This window comes from Tundrisphaera macrotermitis, from assembly GCF_051175315.1.
Taxonomy (GTDB): domain Bacteria; phylum Planctomycetota; class Planctomycetia; order Isosphaerales; family Isosphaeraceae; genus Tundrisphaera.
The window spans coordinates 3,715,255-3,734,417 of sequence record NZ_CP195100.1 but is presented as its reverse complement, the minus strand read 5'-3'; the positions used below and the strand labels follow the sequence as shown (position 1 = coordinate 3,734,417).

16 protein-coding genes are annotated in these 19,163 nt (G+C 67.7%); 7 read left to right on the top strand and 9 right to left on the bottom strand.

What is annotated here, in order from left to right; all coding sequences use genetic code 11:
- Positions 1–37: 37 nt before the first annotated feature.
- The gene (locus tag TA3x_RS15000) at positions 38–1,354 is read right to left on the bottom strand and encodes a serine hydrolase domain-containing protein (protein ID WP_435015462.1); all 1,317 of its coding nucleotides are present in this window, start codon (positions 1,352–1,354) and stop codon (positions 38–40) included.
- 205 nt (positions 1,355–1,559) lie between these two features.
- On the opposite strand from TA3x_RS15000, the gene TA3x_RS14995 reads away from it, so the two are divergent.
- On the top strand, positions 1,560–3,215 hold the full coding sequence (locus TA3x_RS14995; protein WP_435015461.1) for an N-acyl-D-amino-acid deacylase family protein: 1,656 nt from the start codon (positions 1,560–1,562) through the stop codon (positions 3,213–3,215).
- A gap of 84 nt (positions 3,216–3,299) precedes the next feature.
- On the opposite strand, the gene TA3x_RS14990 is transcribed toward TA3x_RS14995, so the two are convergent.
- Positions 3,300–4,310, bottom strand: a complete 1,011-nt coding sequence (locus tag TA3x_RS14990; protein ID WP_435015460.1) for a DUF1559 domain-containing protein — start codon at positions 4,308–4,310, stop codon at positions 3,300–3,302.
- Positions 4,311–4,425: 115 nt separating this feature from the next.
- Positions 4,426–4,875 carry a hypothetical protein gene (locus TA3x_RS14985; RefSeq protein WP_435015459.1) on the bottom strand — a complete coding sequence of 150 codons (450 nt, stop codon included), beginning with the start codon at positions 4,873–4,875 and terminating at the stop codon, positions 4,426–4,428.
- A gap of 418 nt (positions 4,876–5,293) precedes the next feature.
- Between TA3x_RS14985 and xylA the strand changes: the two genes are divergently transcribed.
- On the top strand, positions 5,294–6,604 hold the full coding sequence (gene xylA, locus TA3x_RS14980; protein WP_435015458.1) for a xylose isomerase: 1,311 nt from the start codon (positions 5,294–5,296) through the stop codon (positions 6,602–6,604).
- Between the two features lie 120 nt (positions 6,605–6,724).
- On the opposite strand, the gene TA3x_RS14975 is transcribed toward xylA, so the two are convergent.
- A complete protein-coding gene (locus tag TA3x_RS14975; RefSeq protein WP_435015457.1) occupies positions 6,725–7,141 on the bottom strand; it encodes an organic hydroperoxide resistance protein in 417 nt (138 codons plus the stop codon).
- Positions 7,142–7,190: 49 nt separating this feature from the next.
- Entirely contained in the window at positions 7,191–8,699 is a 1,509-nt protein-coding gene (gene trpE / locus TA3x_RS14970; protein WP_435015456.1) for an anthranilate synthase component I, read from the bottom strand.
- Positions 8,700–9,024: 325 nt separating this feature from the next.
- On the opposite strand from trpE, the gene TA3x_RS14965 reads away from it, so the two are divergent.
- The 4 genes from TA3x_RS14965 to TA3x_RS14950 all read left to right on the top strand — a co-directional run bounded on the left by TA3x_RS14965 (position 9,025) and on the right by TA3x_RS14950 (position 13,930).
- On the top strand, positions 9,025–9,537 hold the full coding sequence (locus tag TA3x_RS14965; protein ID WP_435015455.1) for a UvrB/UvrC motif-containing protein: 513 nt from the start codon (positions 9,025–9,027) through the stop codon (positions 9,535–9,537).
- 31 nt (positions 9,538–9,568) lie between these two features.
- Positions 9,569–10,060, top strand: coding sequence for a UvrB/UvrC motif-containing protein (locus TA3x_RS14960; protein ID WP_435015454.1), 492 nt, complete (start codon positions 9,569–9,571; stop codon positions 10,058–10,060).
- Positions 10,057–11,121, top strand: a complete 1,065-nt coding sequence (locus TA3x_RS14955) for a protein arginine kinase (RefSeq protein ID WP_435015453.1) — start codon at positions 10,057–10,059, stop codon at positions 11,119–11,121. Before TA3x_RS14960 ends, TA3x_RS14955 begins: the two co-directional genes overlap by 4 nt.
- Before the next feature lie 370 nt (positions 11,122–11,491).
- Positions 11,492–13,930 (top strand): hypothetical protein, encoded by a 2,439-nt coding sequence (locus TA3x_RS14950; RefSeq protein ID WP_435015452.1) that lies wholly within the window; start codon positions 11,492–11,494, stop codon positions 13,928–13,930.
- Positions 13,931–13,958: 28 nt separating this feature from the next.
- Here the strand turns inward: TA3x_RS14950 and TA3x_RS14945 are convergent, their stop codons facing one another.
- The 3 genes from TA3x_RS14945 to TA3x_RS14935 are packed head-to-tail and all read right to left on the bottom strand — an operon-like array spanning position 13,959 to position 17,404.
- Positions 13,959–15,695 carry a DUF4091 domain-containing protein gene (locus TA3x_RS14945; protein WP_435015451.1) on the bottom strand — a complete coding sequence of 579 codons (1,737 nt, stop codon included), beginning with the start codon at positions 15,693–15,695 and terminating at the stop codon, positions 13,959–13,961.
- 36 nt (positions 15,696–15,731) lie between these two features.
- On the bottom strand, positions 15,732–16,253 hold the full coding sequence (gene coaD / locus TA3x_RS14940) for a pantetheine-phosphate adenylyltransferase (protein ID WP_435015450.1): 522 nt from the start codon (positions 16,251–16,253) through the stop codon (positions 15,732–15,734).
- Positions 16,250–17,404, bottom strand: a complete 1,155-nt coding sequence (locus TA3x_RS14935; RefSeq protein ID WP_435015449.1) for an aminotransferase class V-fold PLP-dependent enzyme — start codon at positions 17,402–17,404, stop codon at positions 16,250–16,252. The genes coaD and TA3x_RS14935 overlap by 4 nt, the downstream gene beginning before the upstream one ends.
- A 217-nt stretch (positions 17,405–17,621) precedes the next feature.
- On the opposite strand from TA3x_RS14935, the gene TA3x_RS14930 reads away from it, so the two are divergent.
- A complete protein-coding gene (locus TA3x_RS14930) occupies positions 17,622–18,866 on the top strand; it encodes a sialidase family protein (protein WP_435015448.1) in 1,245 nt (414 codons plus the stop codon).
- Here the strand turns inward: TA3x_RS14930 and TA3x_RS14925 are convergent.
- Entirely contained in the window at positions 18,863–19,093 is a 231-nt protein-coding gene (locus TA3x_RS14925) for a ferredoxin (protein WP_435015447.1), read from the bottom strand. The genes TA3x_RS14930 and TA3x_RS14925 overlap by 4 nt on opposite strands.
- Positions 19,094–19,163 lie beyond the last annotated feature (70 nt).

Genomic DNA, 19,163 nt, shown 5'->3' with positions numbered 1-19,163 from the left:
CTCGGGCATCACGTTATAGTCGAGAGGGGCGGGATCGTCATCGGAGCCGCGCCTCGTAGACGGTCCGTTTGAAAGTCTCGCGCAACGGGGTGAGGTGTCCCGAAGGTTGGATGTTGGTCAGGAGGATGCCGAACAATCCATTTTTCGGGTCCGCCCAGAAGAAAGTATGGAAAAATCCGGCCCAGCCGAACGTGCCGACGCCGGCCGGGTTGTGAAACCGGTTGGCGGGCGTGACCACCCCCAGGCCGAAGCCGTAGCCGTCTCCATGCCCCCAGTCGGGCACGAGGACCGGCGCGCATTGATCCGAGGTCATCGCGGCGACGGTCTCGGGCCTGAGGATCCGGACGCCATCGAGTTCCCCCCGGTTCATCAGCATCCGGACGAACCGGGCATAGTCGTCGATGGTCGAGGTCAACCCGGCGCCCCCGGAGCGATAGGTCCCGGTGTCCCAGGTCGGGAAGGTCCCCGAAAAGATCAGGGGCCCTTCCTGGATCAGGCCCGGGGCATGGGGTCGGACCTTCTGATCCTCGCCCAGCGTGAACAGATCCGCCAGCCGGCCGCGCTTCTCCCGGGGGACGACGAAGTGCGTGTCGACCATCTTCAACGGGCCGGTGATCCGATCCCGGATGAAGTCATCCAGACGCTGGCCGGAAGCCACCTCGATCACCCGTCCCAGGACGTCGCTCGACAGGCTGTAGGTCCAGGCCGTCCCCGGCTGCGACGCAAGCGGGAGCCGTGCCAGCCGCCGGACATTCTGCTCCATCGTCCCCGGCGTCTCGGCCAGGCCGTCGGAGATGCCGAATTCCGCGTAGAGCGGCCCGAGGACCGGATGATCGGCGAAGCGGTAGGTGAACCCGGCCGTGTGGTTCAGGAGGTGCCGGACCGTGATCGGGCAGTCGGCCGGGACCCGCGCGTCGCCCGCGTCGGGCTTTCCGTCCAAAACCTGCATCGCCGCGAACTCGGGCAGGTAGTTGGCGACCGGGTCATCCAGCCCGATCCGGCCGTCATCGACGAGGGTGAGGGCCGCCGCCGCCGTGATCGGCTTGGTCATCGAGGCGATCCGGAACAGGGTCGACCGCTCGACGGGCTTCCGCCGACTGCCATCGCGGTAGCCTGCGATCGCCAGGTAGGCTTCCTTCCCCCGGCTGAAGACCAGGGCCACCCCGCCGGGAATCTGCTCGCTGGCCACGGCCTCCTCCAGCGCCTCATCGATCCGGCCCAGCTTGTCCGGGTCGAACCCGGCCAGGGTGGCGGGGTCGGGAGTGATCCGTCCGAAGGCCAGCAGGAAGCCCAGCAGGAGGACGACGAACACGATCGAGGTGGATCGATCACGATCCGGGAGCGGTCGGAGCATCGGGGGACCCGGCGGGGGATCGGTCGGCATCACGCCGTATTCCTTCCCATTGTGGTCGGCCCTCGGCCTCGGCTCAAGCCTGAGCGGCCGCTGCGAGGTTGCCCCGGCATGGCCCCGCGACTATGCTCGGCGTCGCCACGCGGGAACGATCGGCCTCGGATCGCGGTGAACCGGGACGGCGTTCCCGGAACCACGAGACGACTCCATGAGCCGTGCCGCACTCGCGATCCTCGCCGTCCTGGCGATCTCCAACCCGGCCGATGGCGCCAAGGACCGGCCGTACGACGTGATCCTGGAAGGGGGTCGCGTCGTGGATGGGACCGGCAACGCCTGGTTCCTGGGGGACGTTGCGATCCGGGGGGATGTGATCGCGCGGATCGCCCCCGTCGGTCAACTCCATGATGCACCCGCCGGGCGCCGCGTCGATGCGAAGGGGCTGGTGATCGCGCCGGGGTTTATCGACATCCAGGGGCATTCTCGGGGCGAGCTGCTCGATGGCGACGGCCGACTGATCGGGAAGGTGACGCAGGGGGTGACCACGGAGATCCTGGGCGAGGGTCATTCCAACGCCCCGTCGCGCGAGGTCGCCCGGTTCGATGGGCCACGCGGGTTCGACGCCTGGCTGAAGGCGATGGAAGCCCACGGCGGGTCGGTGAACTTCGGCTCGTTCGTCGGGTCGGCCACGATCCGCGAGTATGCCAAGGGGATGACGCCGGGCGCCCCGACCCCGGACGAGCTGGAGTTGATGAAGCGGCTGGTCCGCGACGCCATGAAGGATGGGGCGTTCGGGCTCGCCTCGGCCCTGATCTATCCGCCCGATAGCTTCGTCTCGACCTCGGACCTGATCGAGCTGTCCCGCGTCATGGCCCTGTTCGGCGGGGTGTACATCACGCACATGAGGTCCGAGGCCGACCGCCTCCTGGAAGCGATCGACGAGGCGATCCAGATCGGCCGCGACGGCGGGGTCCCGGTGGAGATCTACCATCTCAAGGCCGCGGGCAAGCGGAACTGGGGCAAGGCGGCCGCGGCCATCGCCCGGATCGAGCAGGCACGCGCCGGGGGCCAGGACGTCGGGGCCGACATGTATCCCTACGATGCCGCAGGGACCGGCCTGACCGCATGCCTCCCCCCCTGGGCCTCGGCGGACGGCAAGCTGTACGCCAACCTGGCCGATCCGGCCATCCGGGCCAGGATCCGCGAGGAGATCCTCCACCCGACCTCGGAGTGGGAGAACCTCGCCGAACTGACCACCCCCGAAGGCGTCATGCTGCTGGGCCTGGACAAGCCGGAGCACAAGAAGTACGCCGGCCAGCGGCTGTCCGAGGTCGCCGCGGATCGGGGCAAGGATTGGATCGACACCGCGCTGGACCTGATCTCCGCCGAACGCCAGCGGGTCGGCACCATCTATTTCATGATGGACGAGGCCAACGTGAAGCTTCAACTGCAGCAGCCCTGGATCAAGTTCGGCACCGACGCCTCGGGGCACAATCCCGAGAAGGCCACCGGCCTGGTCCACCCCCGGTCCTACGGCACCTTCACCCGGATCCTGGGCAAGTACGTCCGCGACGAGAAGGTGATCCCGCTTGAGGACGCCATCCGCAAGATGACCTCGGCCGTCGCCGCCCGGCTCTCGATCCGCGACCGCGGGCTGCTCCGCGAGGGGTTCAAGGCCGACGTCGTCGTCTTCGACCCCGACACGATCGCCGACAAGGCGACCTTCGAGAAGCCGCACCAGACCTCGGTCGGCATCCGCCTCGTCTTCGTCAACGGCGTGCCGGTCGTCGAGGACGGCAAGCACACCGGGGCCAAGCCGGGCCGGGCCGTCCGGGGACCCGGCTACGACCCGAACGCAAAGCCCTGAGATCGGCCGACTGGCCAGCGAAGACGGCCGGGACGCGGGTCCCGGCCGTGTTGCTTCCGTCGGTTTCGGATGAGTCGCGGGGACTCAGTAGGCGTCGGAGCTGATGACCTCGCCGCCCTTGGACGAGGAAAGTCCGAGGTAGGTCAGCGGGTTGACCGTGTTCTTGATGAACCGGACGCTGCCGTCGCAGAAGGTGACATTCACGCCGCCCGGGTGCTTGCTCCTCGCGGCCGTGAAGACCAGACTGCCGGTTCCCTCGATGCAAGGCGGGTTGGTGGGGATGGCGGCGACGTTGCAATAGCCGGAGCTCTGCATCCAGTCCGGCTTGGTCGAGTTCGGGGTCAATTGCCCGGTGAACGTGGAGCCGAAGGCCCACCACGAGAACCCGCGGAGGTCGTTGTTGGTGCTCGACTGGCCGACCAGGACCTCCGAGGCCATCATCGTGTTGCTCAACCCGTCGATGATTGAGTTGAAGTCGATGGCCGAGGTGACCGCGCCCTTCCCGGAGCCTGAATCCTGGTCGGACAGGGGCGATCCCACGTCACCGAACGGGGCCCCCATGAAGGTGTAGGTGATCGAATTGACGGTCACCGGGCCTTGCTGGTGGGTCGTGTTGCCGAAGTTGACCACGTAGTTGTGCGACGTGATCTTCTTGCCGCCGGAGCTGATGTTGGACAGGGCCTGGGCATTCGGGTCCGAGGGGCACGAGTAGGCGCTGATCCGCGAGGTCGTGACCGTCGTGTTGGCGATCCCCGCATAGCGGAAGTCGTCGTTGATCGGCCCGGACATGGAGTTGTTGCCCGACGCGTTCCAGGCGTTGTACATCGCCTGCTGCTCGACGAAGGGGAGGACCGCCACCAGCCAGGTCCCCCAGCAGCAACCCTTGACCCCCTGCGGGAGGCAGTTGTTGCCCGACTGGTAGTTGTGCATGGCCAGGCCGATCTGCTTCAGATTGTTGGTGCACTGCATCCGGCGGGCGGCCTCGCGGGCGGCCTGGACGGCGGGGAGGAGCAGGGCGATCAGGACCGCGATGATGGCGATCACCACCAGCAGCTCGATCAGCGTGAAACCGCGATTCCGGCCGATTCGGTTCATCTTGGGCCCTTCCACGTAGAGGAGAAGAAGGTCAGGCGAATGCCGTTCGATGAGAGCGACGCCGAGGGAGGGCGCCAGGGGCTGGGAGAGGAGCGGGACGGGTGATTCGGATGGGTCAGCGACTGGTCAGGGTGAAGTCGATGGGGTCGGAAGCGCCGGGCTTGATCTCGGCCTTCAGGGTCGAATTCGTGTTATACTTGGGAGGGATCGCGGCCTTGGTCGCCCCTTTCTTTTTGGATCCGCCCGGCGGCTCATTCGACGGCGCCGGGGCGTCGCCCGACGACGCGACGATCGACACCCGGTAGGAGCCCGGCGTGAGGCCGGCCGATCGGTCGATCGCATAGGAGCCGTCCGAAACCGGGGCGAATCCCGAGACGCTGCCGGGCTTGCCGGGGTCGACGGGATCGAAGGTGATCCCGCCGGCCGCCAGGGGCTTGCCGTCCAGGGTGACGTTGCCGGAGACGGCCTGGCGGGCCAGGCCATCCCCGGTACCTCCGCAGCCGCACAACGCGATGAGCGCGAGCAGGCGCAGCGGGAAGATCACCCGTTTCCGGTTGGTTTGCATGGTTCGTACCCATCATGCGGACTGGATTGGCTGATCGAATCGACCCTGGCCGACCCGGGATGGGTCAGATGACTTGATGGGGCCAGGATATGGACGCGCCCAGAAAGGGTCGTCTAGATGCTATTTATAACGCTCGACGTGGCCCTCACCAGCCCCAATCCCCCCGGATCTTCGTGTCAACCCCATGGCAGTTTCCGCCGCAACTCATGACATGAACAAAATCTAGACAGGGATCGCTCACGCAGCCATGCTTGCCACAATCAGAAATCATCCCTGATGAGATCCGACCGAATTAGGCGCAAGGCCTTGCCGTCGCAGGCACCCCGGGGTAGGGGGTTGCCCGAGGTCGTCCCGGGTCCTAGACTGAGGGCCTTATCGATTTCCGGTCGGGGTCTACAGAGAGCGGGGTGGCGGTCCGATGTCCGAATTCTTCGCAGGCGTCCCGAAGATCCAGTATGGCGGCCCTCGATCTCGCAACCCGTTGGAGTTCAAGCACTACAACCCCGACGAGGTCGTGGGCGACAAGACGATGCGGGACCACCTCCGGTTCTCGGTCGTCTACTGGCACACCTTCAGCAACCCGCTGGGCGACCCGTTCGGCCCGGGCACCGCCGTCCGCCCCTGGGACGATGGCACCAACTCGGTGGCCAACGCCCTGAAGAAGGTGAAGGTCGCCTTCGAGTTCTTCGAGAAGCTCGGCGTCGGCTTCTACTGCTTCCACGACCGGGACGTCGCCCCCGAGGGGAAGACGCTGAAGGAGAGCCACGCCAACCTCGATGAGGTCGTCAAGGCCCTCAAGGATGAGCAGGGCCGCACCGGCGTCAAGCTCCTGTGGGGCACCGCCAACCTGTTCTCCAACCCCCGCTACGCCCACGGGGCCTCGACCAGCCCCAACGTGGACGCCTTCGCCTACGCCGCGGCGCAGGTGAAGAAGGCGATGGAAGTGACCGTCGAGTTGGGCGGCGGCGGCTACACCTTCTGGGGAGGCCGCGAAGGCTACCAGACCCTGTGGAACACGGACATGAAGCGTGAGGTCGATCACCTCGCCCGGTTCCTCCACATGGCCGTCGACTACAAGAAGCAGATCGGCCTGAGCGGCCCGTTCTACATCGAGCCCAAGCCCAAGGAGCCGACCAAGCACCAGTACGACTCCGACGCGGCGGCCTGCCTCAACTTCCTCCGCACGTACGGCCTGCTCCCCCACTTCAAGCTGAACCTCGAGACCAACCACGCCACACTGGCCGGCCACGAGATGATGCACGAGCTGATGGTGGCCGCCGACTCCAACGCCCTCGGCTCGCTCGACGCCAACACCGGCGACCCCCTGCTGGGCTGGGACACCGACCAGTTCCCCACCGACATTTACCTGACCGCCAAGTGCATGCTGGCCGTCCTGGGGATGGGCGGGCTGACCACCGGCGGCGTCAACTTCGACGCCAAGGTCCGGCGCGAGAGCTTCGAGCCGGTCGACCTGTTCCACGCCCACATCGGCGGGATGGATGCCTTCGCCCGCGGCCTCAAGATCGCCCATGCGATCCGCGAGGATGGCCGTCTCGCGTCGTTCGTCTCCGAGCGCTACAAGAGCTGGGACGGTGAACTCGGCCGCCGGATCGAGGCGGGCGAATCCAGCTTCGCCGACCTGGAACAGTACATCCTGGCCAAGGGCGAGATCACCAACGTCAGCGGGCGTCAGGAGATGCTGGAGAACCTGATCAACGAGTTCATCTGATGCCGTTGCAACAGTCCTGAAGCACGGAAGGGCTCGGGTCGGGATCTATTCCCAGCCCGAGCCCTTTTGCTGCGCCGATGGGGTTCGACCCCCCGCCCCGTGGGAAAGGGGCGGCCCAGTTCAGGCGGTCGAAAGCGTAACGTCGATGTTGCCGCGGGTCGCCTTGGAGTACGGACAGACCTGGTGGGCTTCCTCCATCAGCTCCTTGACCTGCTCGGCGGGGAGGCCGTTGATCTTGCCGATCAGCTCGACGGCCAGCTTGAACCCGCCGTCGGCCTCGTCCTTGCCGATGGTCACGCGGGACGTGACCGTGGGCGTGGCCGTGATCTTCCTCTTGCCGGCGACCAGCTTCAGGGCCGAGCCGAAGCAGGCGGCGTAGCCGGCGGCGAACAGTTGTTCGGGATTGGTCCCCGGCCCGCTCCTCCCGCCCAGCTCCTTGGGCATGGCCAGGGCGAGGTCGAGGGTCCCATCCTGGGTGGTGGCGCGGCCGTCTCGTCCGGACGTGGCCTTGGCGACGGCGGTGTAGAGCGGTTCCATCGGGGAGTTCCTTTCACCTGGGGGAGAGGAGAAGGACAGGTCGTCGTCTTCAGGGGCGGCGAAGCTGGGTCTCGGCGATCTCGATCGCCTTGAGCAGGCCGCTGGCCTTGTTGACGGTCTCATCATACTCGTCGCCGGGCACGCTGTCGTACACCACCCCGCCGCCGGCCTGGACATAGGCCGTCCGGCCGACCAGGACCATCGTGCGGAGCGCGATGCACGTATCCATGTTGCCGGTGAAATCGATGTATCCGACCGCCCCGGCGTAGGGCCCGCGACGCTGGGGCTCGACCTGGTCGATGATCTCCATCGCGCGGATCTTGGGCGCGCCGGAGACGGTGCCCGCCGGAAGCCCGGCGCGGAGGGCGTCGAACGCCGTCTTCCCCTCGGCGAGGGTGCCGGTCACGTTGGACGTGATGTGCATCACGTGCGAATACCGCTCGACCGTCATCAGGTCGTCCAGCCGCACCGTCGACGGGATCGCCACCCGGCCGACGTCGTTGCGGCCGAGGTCCACCAGCATGATGTGCTCGGCGCGTTCCTTGGGGTCGGCCAGCAGCTCCTCGGCCAGGGCCTGGTCCTCGGCCTCGTCGCGGCCGCGCCGGCGGGTCCCGGCGATCGGCCGGACCGTCACCTGCCCGTCCTCCACCCGGACCAGGATCTCGGGGGAGCAGCCGACCAGCTGATAGTCCCCGTGGTCCAGGTAGAACAGGAACGGGCTCGGATTCACGACCCGGAGGACCCGGTAGATGTCGAACGCGTCGGCCTGGGTCTCGACCTGGAACCTCTGGCTCGGGACGACCTGGAAGATGTCCCCGGCGCGGATGTATTCCTGGCAGTGGCGGACCACCGCCTCGTACTGCTCGCGGGTGAAATTCGACCGGGGGATGAGGCTGATCGGGCCGTCGCCGTCGATGTCGGCCAGGGGCAATTCCGGGCCCGGCTCGCCGAGCCGCCCGACCAACTCGTCGACGCGGGCCGTGGCACGCTCGTAGGCGAGGCTCGGGTCTTCCCCGGGGATGATGTGGGCGTGGGCGACCACGAGCACGGTCTTGCGGACGTGGTCGAACAGCACCATGCGGTCGAAGAAGGCGAACGAGAGATCGGGCAGGCCCCGGTCGTCCGGGGGGGCGTCCGGGAGATGCTCGGTGTAGCGGGCGGAGTCGTAGCTGGCGAATCCGACCGCCCCGCCCGTGAAGCGGGGGAGGCCCGGCGTCGGCACCGCCTTGTATCGGTCCAGCAGGTCTTCCATCGCCCGGAACGGGTCGTCGCAGGCCGTCCACGGGACCTCGGCGGGGTCGTCCGGCCGGGTCACGCGGATCTCCTTGCCCCGCGCCTCGAAGCGGAGGAAAGGCTCGGTCCCCAGGAAGCTGTACCGGCCGACCTTCTCCCCGCCGACCACGCTCTCGAACAGGAAGGAGGGCGTGCCGCGCTCGATCCGGCGGAAGGCCGAGGTCGGGGTGAGCCCGTCCCCGGTCAATTGACGATAGACCGGGACGCAAGCCGAGTGGGCGGCCCTCCGGGCGAACTCCGCGAAGTCGGGGCGATGCACGGGCATGAACGGGATCTCGGTCGGGATCGGTGGGCGTCGACGTGGGAACGATCCTAGCACCCCCTCCCGGGCCCGACAAGCAAGCCGAGGTGGTTGGCGGTCGGACATGCCGGGCGGCCCCGAGGTTCGGCTAAGGCCCGATGCGGGGGGATGTTAAGCATTGCGGGTCGTCGGGGCGACCCGGACCAATCGCGTGCCTGGGTTGCTTGACAGGTCGGGGGGGGCGATTACAATAAAAACTGCCAACCACGATCCCCCAAGTCCCGACGAAGCCTGGCGATTCGGGGTGTGAGGCGGGGCACCGGCCCCGCCGGAACGGAGGAGGATTGTGATGAAGTGTCAGAAATGCTCCAAGCCGGCCACCTTCCACATCACCGATATCGAGCGTGGGAACCCCAAGGAATTCCACTTCTGCGACGAGCATGCTCGGCAGCACCTCGCCCCCGGCCCCGAGGCCGGCGAGAAGGCCGACATCAGCCTGCTGGCCGAGAAACTCGGCCAGGGCGGCTTCGAGGCGCCTCGCGAATCGGGCTCGTCCGTGGACAAGCAGACCTGCCCGGTCTGCCAGATCAATTTCCAGGAGTTCCGCAACACCGGCCGGCTCGGCTGCCCCTACGATTACGAGGTGTTCCGGGATGAGCTGATGCCCCTCCTGGAGAACATCCACGAGGAGACCCGCCATACCGGCAAGGTCCCCCATCGCGCCCCGCGCGATCCGGTCCGGCAGACCGAGCTGATCCAGCTCCGCAACGAACTGAGGCGGGCCGTCGCCGCCGAGGATTACGAGATGGCCGCCCGGGTCCGCGACAAGATCAAGGCGATCGAGCAGGAGATGGGCCGTTGATCGGGGGACGCCCCCCCGGGCGTGTGGCCTCATGACTTGCCAGCGATGCAGCGAGGAGGCGGCGGTCCACCTGACCGAGACCGTGGACGGCCGCCATCGCGAACTCCACCTCTGCCCGAAGTGCGCCCGCGCCGCCGGGCTCGTGCTCCCGAAAGCCCCGCCGCCGCTCGGGCTCGACGCCGCGGTCCAGGGCCTGATCATCGCCCACGTGGGCGAACTGGTCGGCGAGCTGGCGGAGATGGCCTGCCCCGATTGCGGCCTCCGCTTCATGGAGTATCGGGCCACCGGGCGCCTCGGCTGCCCGACCGATTATCTCGTCTTCGCCCGGGGCCTCCAGCCGCTGGTCGCCCGGGCCCACGGGGCGACCCGGCATGTCGGCAAGGCCCCCCGGCGTCCCGCCCAGGCGGCCGACCGGCCCCGGCTCCGACTCCGCTCCGAATTCCGCACCGCGATCGCCCTCGAAGACTACGAACGGGCCGCGAGCCTCCGCGACCAGCTCCGCCCCAAGGACGCCGACCGATGAACCTGGACGACCTGACTCGCACCTCCGGCGAATGGCTCCGCGGCACCGGGCCGGAGAGCGACATCGTGATGTGCTCGCGCATCCGGCTGGCGCGCAACCTCAACGATTTCCCGTTCATCAACCGGGCCAACCGGATGGAACGCGCCGAGATCGAGTCGATCGTCAAGGGGAGCCTGGGCCAGGTCGGCGCCGACCTCCGCTTCTTCGACGTCAACGCGATGAGCAAACTCGACGCCCTGTTCCTCAACGAGCGCCAGCTGATCTCCCGCGAGCTGGTCAACGCCGATGGCCCGCGCGGGGTGGCGATCGCCCCCCACGAGAACGTCTCGATCATGGTCAATGAGGAGGATCACCTCCGCATCCAGGTCATGATGTCGGGCCTGTCGCTCCACGAGGTCTGGGACCGGATCAACCAGGTCGACGACCAGCTCGAAGAGAAGCTGTCCTACTCCTTCAGCGCCCAGCTCGGCTACCTGACCGCCTGCCCCACCAACGTCGGCACCGGCATCCGGGTCGGCGTGATGCTCCACCTGCCCGCGTTGGTCGAGACCAAGCAGATCGACAAGGTGTTCCGCGCCCTCCAGAAGATCAACCTCGCCGTCCGCGGGCTCTACGGCGAGGGGACCCAGGCCTTCGGCGACTTCTACCAGATCTCCAACCAGCAGACCCTGGGCAAGAGCGAGCTGGAGCTGATCCGCAACCTCACCGAGGTCGTGCCCCAGATCATCGACTACGAGCGCAAGGCCCGCCAGCAACTGGTCAGCGAGCGCCGGCAGCATCTCCACGACAAGGTGAGCCGCGCCTACGGCGTGCTCAAGACGGCCCACACGATCTCCAGCGAGGAGACCATGCTCCTCCTCTCGAAGATCCGCATGGGGATCAACCTCGGGCTGATCGATGACCTGGAGATCGCCACGGTCAACGAGCTGTTCATCCACACCCAGCCCGCCCACCTCCAGAAGATCCAGGGGTCGCCCCTGGAGGTCGACGAACGCAACGTCGCCCGGGCCTCCTACCTGCGCTCCCGCCTGACCAACGGCAAGCCGGCCGAGGACGAGTGAGGCTCCCCCGCCGGACCCCACGATGCGGACCGCGCCGATTGGGGAACGCCTGGACTTAGAACGATTCCGATGGTGGTCGGCGCGGATCGTCATCGGCCGCGACCGATCCTCGGGGGATCGTCGCCCGATGATCCCTCGATGAAATCGAGCCCTCGGCCTGGATTGCCGGCGGATCCGGCCTGCGTGTCCTATGTTTCCTGAAATGCCTGCTTGAAGCCCATCGGCCCGGTGGTCGGTCCCGGCTTGGCATGCGCCGTCGGGCCGGTGGCGAGGCTCGAAGCGACCGCCATGTCGTCCCGAGCAAGCTCCGTTTCGGTATCTCGCTTGATCCCGTACAGGGTCGGCGGCCTTCGACAACTGGACCAGGTAGATGACCGCGATGGGCCGGACCCAGCCTGTGCCGAAAAGGTCGCCGCTCTGGGATCGCCTGGAAGCGCGATCGCTCCTGTCCGTGGCCGGAGCCCGCGTGCCCGCCGAGGTGTCCCGCTGGCAGCGAGGGGCCGCGAAGGTCCAGGCCGTCGATGCAGGAACGTCGGCCGCGCCCCGGGTCCCGGGTAACCTCGGGTTCATCCGCGATAGCCAGTTCCAGGTGGATGGCTTCTCCGAAGTGGCCGCCCAGTGGCGTCTGCTCACCCTGGGCGGCCCGCTCTCGATCGATGCCGGCGCGGCTGCGACGCCGGATCCGTCGCCCAGGTTCACGCCGATTTCCAACACCGGCAACATCGAGCGATCTCAGTACGCGGACGGCGCCTTCTTCGGCTTCGGGGCGATGCTGGAGAAAGTGAGCATCGCCGGGGCGCTGGCCATCAACGTCCGGGACGAGTCGATCGTCAGGGCGGGGTCGACCAGCCCCGAGGGGCCGGGCGTGGGAGGGCCGCCGGGCGAGCCGACGAATTCGGGGGATATCATCCATTCCCAGTTCCACAACGGCGGGTTCGGCAACGTGGGCGTCCAGTGGCGACGGGTCCAGGTCGGGGGCGATGTGCTCGCTTCCTCGCAAACCTTCGTCCGCAACCCCGACGGGACTCCCGGGCCCGCGTTGCTGGTGAACCGTCCGTCGCCGGGCGTCGGATCGGGTAACGGGATCGTCCGGGGGCCGGCCTCGGTCAACACCGGGCTGATCCGGGACTCGCAGTTCAACGACGGCGGATTCGGCAAGGTGGGCCTGCAGTTCCGAGGCGTGCGGGTGCGGGGCTCGGTCGGGGTCGGTCTGGAACGCTGGCTGGTGCAGAATCCCAGGACCGCGACGGATGTCTCGCACGATGCGAATCCCGGCGTCGTCCGCGAAGGACGGCCGATCAACCCGCTGGATGCGACCAACTCGGGTCGGATCCTGGACAGCCAGTTCAATGATGGCGGGTTCGGCGATGTCGGCTATCAGTGGTCGAAGGTCGGTGTCCGCGGGAACGTCGCGGCGTCGGCGAATACGCTCTCGATCCAACCCAGGCTCGCCAACACGGGGGCGATCAACGCGACCAATCTCGCCTTCGGTCGTGGTCGGCCTTCGGACTCCGTCGGCACGCCTCCGCCGCCCGTGGCCGGGAACACCGGTCCCGGGACAGGCGCGACCGCCCCCCCGCCGACCGGGGTTGGGACCAACGACGCGACCAATAGCGGTCTCCTGACACGGTCGCAATTCAACGACGGAGGATTCGGCGACATCGGCCTCCAGTGGCGGAGGGTCCATGTCGGCGCGGTCGGCACGGTCCACAACTCGCTCTCGGTCCAGCCCGAGAACGCCGGCCAGGGGCGGATCACGGTCCGCGACATCCGCTTCCCCGCCGACCCGGCCGACCTGCCCGCGCCGACGTTCACGACCAGGCGGACCCTCCCCGACAACCTCCCAAAGATTCGCCGCGATGGCAACCCGGTCACGGCCCCCCTGCCCGCCCGGACCCGCTCGTTCGTCAACCCGTTCGCGAAAAACGAAGCCACCAACAGCGGGGATATCCGCGATTCGCAGTTCAATGACGGCGGTTTCGGCGACGTCGGCCTCCAGTGGCAGGACGTCGAGGTGAAGGGTCAGGTCCGCGTCGTCCACAACTCGCTGTCGATCCAGCCCGAAGGGTCCGGTCTGGCCGGCGTCAATGTCTCGAACGTCGCGTTCGGCAATCCGGCCACGGCCTCACCCGGATCGGTCCGGGCGAGGGATCAAGTCCTGATCTCCCGCCAGGCGACGGGGACGGCCGACACCTCCGTCTATCTCCAGTGGGACCGGACCACGCGACGGTACGGGCTCTTGGTCGTGAACAACATCATGCAGGTTGGCGCGGGGACCCGCGTCACCTTCGAGGATGTCCGATTTCCGCAATCCAGCCGCCCCGCGACGGGGCTGGCCTCCGGTGCGACGGCCGTCAACGCCGCGACCAACAGCGGGATCCTGTCCCGGGAGCAGTTCAACGACGGCGGGTTCGGCGACATCGGCATGCAGTGGCGCAACGTCAAGGTGGCCGGTCCCGTCACCGTGGTCCACAACTCGCTCTCGGTGAACGTGACCGGGACGGCCACGGGGCCGATCAACGTCGAGAACGTGGCCTTCCACAGCGGAGCCCCGATCGGCGATCCCTCGGGGCCGATCCCGGCCACCATCGCACCGCCCGACCGCGCACCTGAGATCGTCCGGCGAGCCCGGAACGACGGCATCCTGGCCGGGGGCCAGTTCTCCGGCGGCGGTCTCGGCCACATCGCCCTGCGGTGGCGGAACGTCAAGATCCAGGGGCCGGTGACGGTGGTCGACAACATCCTGTCGGTCAAGTCGACCGACCCCACGGCCGGCCCGATCGCGATCCGCCACGTCTCGTTCGGCTGAAACGACCGGGCCATGCCGCCTGGGACAGTCAGCGGGAGTTGGTGCCCTTCAGGACGCGTTCCAGAGCCTTCTGCAACCACTCCTCGCCGCGAGGAAATTCCGCATACGTCTTGAATTCGGCGAGGAGGGGATCGTCGGGCGAGATCCCCGCCGTCTGGAGGATCGCGTAATCCTGGAGCGACTCCGCGAAGACCTCCCAGCGGATCGAGTCGATCGGCCCATCCGGCCCAGGATAGATCACGAAGGGGTCGCCATAGGGGATCAATGGATAAAGTCCGGCGGAGGCATCGCGGAACGGATCGACGAGCGTCTCGGTCTCCAGGCGATGCCAGTAGTTGAAGCCCCAGTGGAGGAAGCCCCGGGCCCCCAGGCGATAGAACAGCCATCCGGAGGCCCGGATCTTGGTCAGGGGCGTGTCGAGGAAGCGATTGATCCAGGGCCCCCGCGGGGCGCAGCAGTAATAGACCCAGTGCGGGATCTTGGCGTCGATGTAGGCCTGGGCGGACGACACCAATGGGATCGGCTGATCGGTCAGGCCCTGCCGACCGTACTCGATGTCGCTCAGGGCGTCCATCACCTTCATCCAGGGGGCGAGATCCCTGAGGATCTGCCGGGCCTTCTTGTAGTTGGCGATGTGCTGCCCTTCCCCGGGCTCGTCGGAAAGGTGGAAGTACGACGTTTCGAGCAATCCCTCGCGGTCCAGGAACGCCTTGAACTCGGGCAGGAACTGGCGGAGGAAGCCGAGGAACGTCTCCGAGAACCCGCTGATCTCGGGCGGCCAGAGCATCCTGAACTTGTCGGGGCCATCCGCCGTGTAGACCCGGACCGGGTTCTCGGCCCCCCAGTAGATCCAGAGGTGGGACCATTCGAATCGGGTAAAACCGATCTGCTTGCACAGATCCGTGAACTTCTTGACCCGCGACCAGTCGAACTTGTAGACGCCCGGCGAGGTCTCTTCGACGATCAGCAACTGGCACGGTCGCCGGAAGGTCTCGCGGCGGTCGAAGAACATGGGCACATAAACCACGTCCGAGCCGTGGTCGAGCATGTTTTCGAGCTGGGCGCGGGTCAGGTCGAACCAGCGGTCGTCGAACATCCCGGTCTGATACTGATCCCAGGTCGCCTCTCCGCGCCACCAGTGGATCACCGGGAAGTCGCGTCGGGGCTGGATGACCAGCGGTGCGATCTCCAGTGCGACGGGCAATTCGATCCGGTCCGCTTCCGTCCCGCCGAATGGCATGAGTCGGGCCGTGATCGTCCGGGGTCCCGGCGTGGCGTCGGGCGGGATCCGCAGGGAGACCCAGAACGACCGGCTCTCGTCCGGGCCGGTGAGGACGCGGGACTCGGGAAGGAGCGGGTCGGGGACCAGCCCGGGCCCATGCTCGGCGCCTTCCAGGTCGGCGAGATCGGTGTTGGGAGTGACGTGGCCGAGCGGCACCAGGCCGACCTGGCGGACCCGAGGCTTCAGGTCATCGGCCCCGACCAGGGAGCAATCGAAGCCGATCCCGACCCGGCTCTCGTTGCGGACGCACACCTGGAAGGAGACCTTGCCGTTCCTGGCGGCGAGCAGGCTCAGTTCGGCCGATCCGGGCCGGGTCGCGGGGTAGACCCTCCGCACCGACGGTGCCAGCCAGCACGAGGCGCGGGCCTTGCTCGGGCCGATCTCGACCGAGATCGGGCCCTTGGGCGCGGGCTCGGCATGGGCGGTCGAGCCGACCCAGGTGAAGGCCATCAGGACCGCTACGAGTCGGAAGTGGTTCGTCATGGGCGGAGGCTCATCGTCGCAGAGGTTCGGGGATCTTCAAGGGGCGGCCGTTTCCTGGATCTTCCGCATCACCGGCCCGACCACCTCGGTTGGCACGAACAGGCGGATCGCATCCTCCTGGCCAAACTTGGCCACCTGGCGGATCAGGCTGCTGGAGATGTGCGAGTACTCGCCGTCGGCCATCAGGAAGACGGTCTCCAGCGTGGGGTCGAGCCGGGCGTTGGTGATCGACATCGAGAACTCGTATTCCATGTCCGAGAGCGTCCGGACACCTCGGAGGATGACCCGCGCCCCGATCCGGCGGACGAAGTGGACGGTGAGCCCCTCGAAGGCCTCGACCTCGACGTTGGGGAACGGGGCCACGACCTCGCGGGCTAGCGCGACGCGTTCCTCGACAGTGAACAAAGATTGCTTGTTGGGATTCACGCCGATCCCGACGATCAGTCGATCGAACAGGAGCCGGCCCCGGCCGATCACGTCGAGGTGGCCGAGGGTCAAGGGGTCGAACGTGCCGGTGAAGACGGCCACGCGCGACGGGTCGATCGATGGCCGGTTCATGCACGCCCCGCGATGGTCTGGGCCGACGCCAGGGCCTCGGCGAGCCGCCCGAGATCGTCGGCGTCGTTATAGATGTGGGGGCTGACCCGCACCCGGCCCCGGCGGCAGGCCAGAGCGATCCCCCGGTCGCGCACGCCCAGGGCGAAGGCGTCGGGGTCGACCGACGGATGCTCCAGGGCGACGATCCCGGATCGATCCTCGGGCCGGGCCGATCCGGCGATCGTCCACCCGGCCGACCGGGCCAACTCGCGGACGGCCTCCGCCCGGTCGAGGATCCGCTCGGAGACGACCTCCGGGCCGATCTCCAGGAACATCTTGATGCCCTCCGCGAACGCCTGGAGCGGGGCCATCGAGAACGAGCCCCCCTCCCAGCGCTCGGCGCCGGGCCGGAGGGCGAACTTGGCCCCCGCCACGTTGTACGACGAGACCACGCTCTTCCAGCCGACCCCGATCGGCCGGAGTCGTTCGATCCAGTCGCTTCGCAGATAAAGGACCCCCGCCCCCTCGGGGCCGAGCAGCCACTTGTGCCCGTCGGCGGCCAGGAAGTCGATCGGGGTGCGGCGGACGTCGAGGGTCAAGGGCCCCAGCCCCTGGATCGCGTCGACGAACAGGGCCACGCCACGCTCGCGGCAAAGCTCCGAGAGTCGGTCGAGGTCGTTGCGGAACCCCGACGCGAACTCGACGTGGCTGATCGTCAGTAGCCGGGTCGAGCCGTCGATGGCGTCGGCCAGGTCCTCGACCCAGATCCGCCCATCATCGCGGGTCGGCACCGTCCGGAGCGAGACGCCCCGATCGGCGAGGTTCATCCAGGGATACAGGTTCGAGGGGTATTCCTCGGCGGCCGTCACGACCGAATCGCCCGGCTTCCAGGGGAATCCCTCGGCCACGATCCCGATGCCGGTCGTGGTGTTGGGGATGAAGGCGATCTCCGAAACCTCGGCGCCGATCAGGCGGGCGAGATTGGCGCGGGCCTCCTCGATCTTCCGACCCCAGTTCGGCCAGTGGACGACCCCGTTGGACTCCTGGTCGGCCACCCACGATCGGATCGCCTCGCCGGACCTCCGGGGGAGCGGGGCGACGGCAGCGTGATCGAAATAGGCCCAACGCTCCGCGACGGGGAATTCCCGCTTCCTCAACCCGTCCCAGTCCATCGCCGACCTCCGCAACCCCATGAATTGTTGGGCCCAGCCTAACGGCTCGGCCTCCGATCGACCACAGTTTTCATCCTCGCCGCGTGGCGATGGGCCGTGCCAATCGCCATTTGACGCCGATGTCCGGGCCGCGCAAAATCGAAGCCAACGCCAGGCCCCGGGAGGGGCTCGAAGACCCATCGGGGGCGCTATGACTCGACCTGGGCCCACCGCTACAATGCATCGCCGACGGTTCCTCGATCTGGGCGGGCGGGCGTTCACCGCCTCGGCCCTGATGCCCGGGATGTTCCGGGACGAATTCGCAACCGGCCCGATCGCGAGCATCGATCGGGACGTGATCGTTCCCGGACGCCGAGACGGCGGCACCTGGTTCCACCCGCGTCCCTGCCTGGTCCCGGGCGTCGAGGGGTCGCACGTCCTGATGACCGTCCAGTCGATCAGCGGCTCCGACGTGTTCGGGCCGGTGCAGTGGACGATCTCCTCGGATCTGGGAAAGACGTGGTCTCGTCCCGAGTCGATCCCCGGGCTGGGACGGAACGACCTGGGGAGCGGCCGGGAGTCCGGGGTCTGCGACGTGGTCCCGGAATTCCACCCGCCGACCGGGACCGTGCTGGCCATCGGCCATAACGTGGTCTATCGCGATGGCGTCCTGGAAAAACCCCAGCCGAAGCGGTGGCCGATCTACGTCGTCCGATCCCCGGAAGGCCGATGGTCCGACCCGAAACCCCTGCGCTGGGACGACCTCCGGGCGTCCATGATCTATTCCTGCGGGTGCTCGCAACGCCTCGTGCTGGACGACGGGGACATCCTCGTCCCGCTGACCTTCGGGGCCGATGGCCGCGAAGATCGTTCGGTCACGTCCGCCCGGTGTGGCTTCGATGGGCGTGACCTCCGGATTCGCACCGTCGGCAACACGCTGGAGCTACCGATCCGCCGCGGTCTGCTGGAACCCTCGCTCGCCCGATTCCAGGGCCGCTACTTCATGACCATCCGGGCCGAGGACGACCGGGGCTATGTCAGCGTCTCGGAGGATGGCCTCCGGTGGGCGCCCCGGCAAGCGTGGTGCTGGGATGATGGATCGCCCCTGTCCCTGTCCACGACCCAGCAGCACTGGCTGACCCATTCGGACGGGCTGTTCCTGGTCTATACCCGCAAGACCGAGGCGAACGCCCGGGTGATGCGTTGGCGGGCGCCCCTTTTCGTGGCCGAGGTCGATCCCCGGACGCTTCGCCTGGTGCGGGCGTCGGAGAGGGTGGTCGTGCCCCTGGCGGGCGACCCGGCGAACCAACCCGATCGCGTGGCCCGGATGGGCAACTTCCACACCCTCGACGTCTCGCCGGATGAGTCGTGGGTGACGGTGGGCGAGGAGAGGCCGAAGGATGGCTGGAAGGGAGACACGATCCTGGCCCGGATCCGCTGGCGCCGGCCCAATCGCTCCTGGAGGCCGCCCGGGCCGGTCTAGCCGTTGTCGCCGATCGCCTCGACGGGGCATTCTTCGAGGGCGAACAGGCAGGCCGCCTCCTCCTCGGAGGTCTCGGGCTGGTGGTTGACGTAGCTGTAGCCGCCGTCATCCTGGCGGGTGAAGTTCTTGGGGGCGGTCTCGCGGCACAACTCGCAATCGATGCAGGTCGCGTCGACGAAGAAGCGTCCCTGGATATTCTCGGCGACCTTCTGCTCGATGTCGGCCATGGCCCGGGTCCGGCAAGGGATGGGCCCGCCGCGTCGTCTCCCGACGCGGCGGGCGCGGAGGCTTAGGCGA

What these genes read in the sequence shown, in the direction of transcription:
- TA3x_RS15000 (WP_435015462.1), bottom strand. Translation starts at nt 1,354, where the DNA reads ATGCTCCGACCGCTCCCGGATCGTGATCGATCCACCTCGATCGTGTTC.
- TA3x_RS14995 (WP_435015461.1), top strand. Translation starts at nt 1,560, where the DNA reads ATGAGCCGTGCCGCACTCGCGATCCTCGCCGTCCTGGCGATCTCCAAC.
- TA3x_RS14990 (WP_435015460.1), bottom strand. Translation starts at nt 4,310, where the DNA reads ATGAACCGAATCGGCCGGAATCGCGGTTTCACGCTGATCGAGCTGCTG.
- TA3x_RS14985 (WP_435015459.1), bottom strand. Translation starts at nt 4,875, where the DNA reads ATGCAAACCAACCGGAAACGGGTGATCTTCCCGCTGCGCCTGCTCGCG.
- xylA (WP_435015458.1), top strand. Translation starts at nt 5,294, where the DNA reads ATGTCCGAATTCTTCGCAGGCGTCCCGAAGATCCAGTATGGCGGCCCT.
- TA3x_RS14975 (WP_435015457.1), bottom strand. Translation starts at nt 7,141, where the DNA reads ATGGAACCGCTCTACACCGCCGTCGCCAAGGCCACGTCCGGACGAGAC.
- trpE (WP_435015456.1), bottom strand. Translation starts at nt 8,699, where the DNA reads ATGCCCGTGCATCGCCCCGACTTCGCGGAGTTCGCCCGGAGGGCCGCC.
- TA3x_RS14965 (WP_435015455.1), top strand. Translation starts at nt 9,025, where the DNA reads ATGAAGTGTCAGAAATGCTCCAAGCCGGCCACCTTCCACATCACCGAT.
- TA3x_RS14960 (WP_435015454.1), top strand. Translation starts at nt 9,569, where the DNA reads ATGACTTGCCAGCGATGCAGCGAGGAGGCGGCGGTCCACCTGACCGAG.
- TA3x_RS14955 (WP_435015453.1), top strand. Translation starts at nt 10,057, where the DNA reads ATGAACCTGGACGACCTGACTCGCACCTCCGGCGAATGGCTCCGCGGC.
- TA3x_RS14950 (WP_435015452.1), top strand. Translation starts at nt 11,492, where the DNA reads ATGACCGCGATGGGCCGGACCCAGCCTGTGCCGAAAAGGTCGCCGCTC.
- TA3x_RS14945 (WP_435015451.1), bottom strand. Translation starts at nt 15,695, where the DNA reads ATGACGAACCACTTCCGACTCGTAGCGGTCCTGATGGCCTTCACCTGG.
- coaD (WP_435015450.1), bottom strand. Translation starts at nt 16,253, where the DNA reads ATGAACCGGCCATCGATCGACCCGTCGCGCGTGGCCGTCTTCACCGGC.
- TA3x_RS14935 (WP_435015449.1), bottom strand. Translation starts at nt 17,404, where the DNA reads ATGGACTGGGACGGGTTGAGGAAGCGGGAATTCCCCGTCGCGGAGCGT.
- TA3x_RS14930 (WP_435015448.1), top strand. Translation starts at nt 17,622, where the DNA reads ATGCATCGCCGACGGTTCCTCGATCTGGGCGGGCGGGCGTTCACCGCC.
- TA3x_RS14925 (WP_435015447.1), bottom strand. Translation starts at nt 19,093, where the DNA reads ATGGCCGACATCGAGCAGAAGGTCGCCGAGAATATCCAGGGACGCTTC.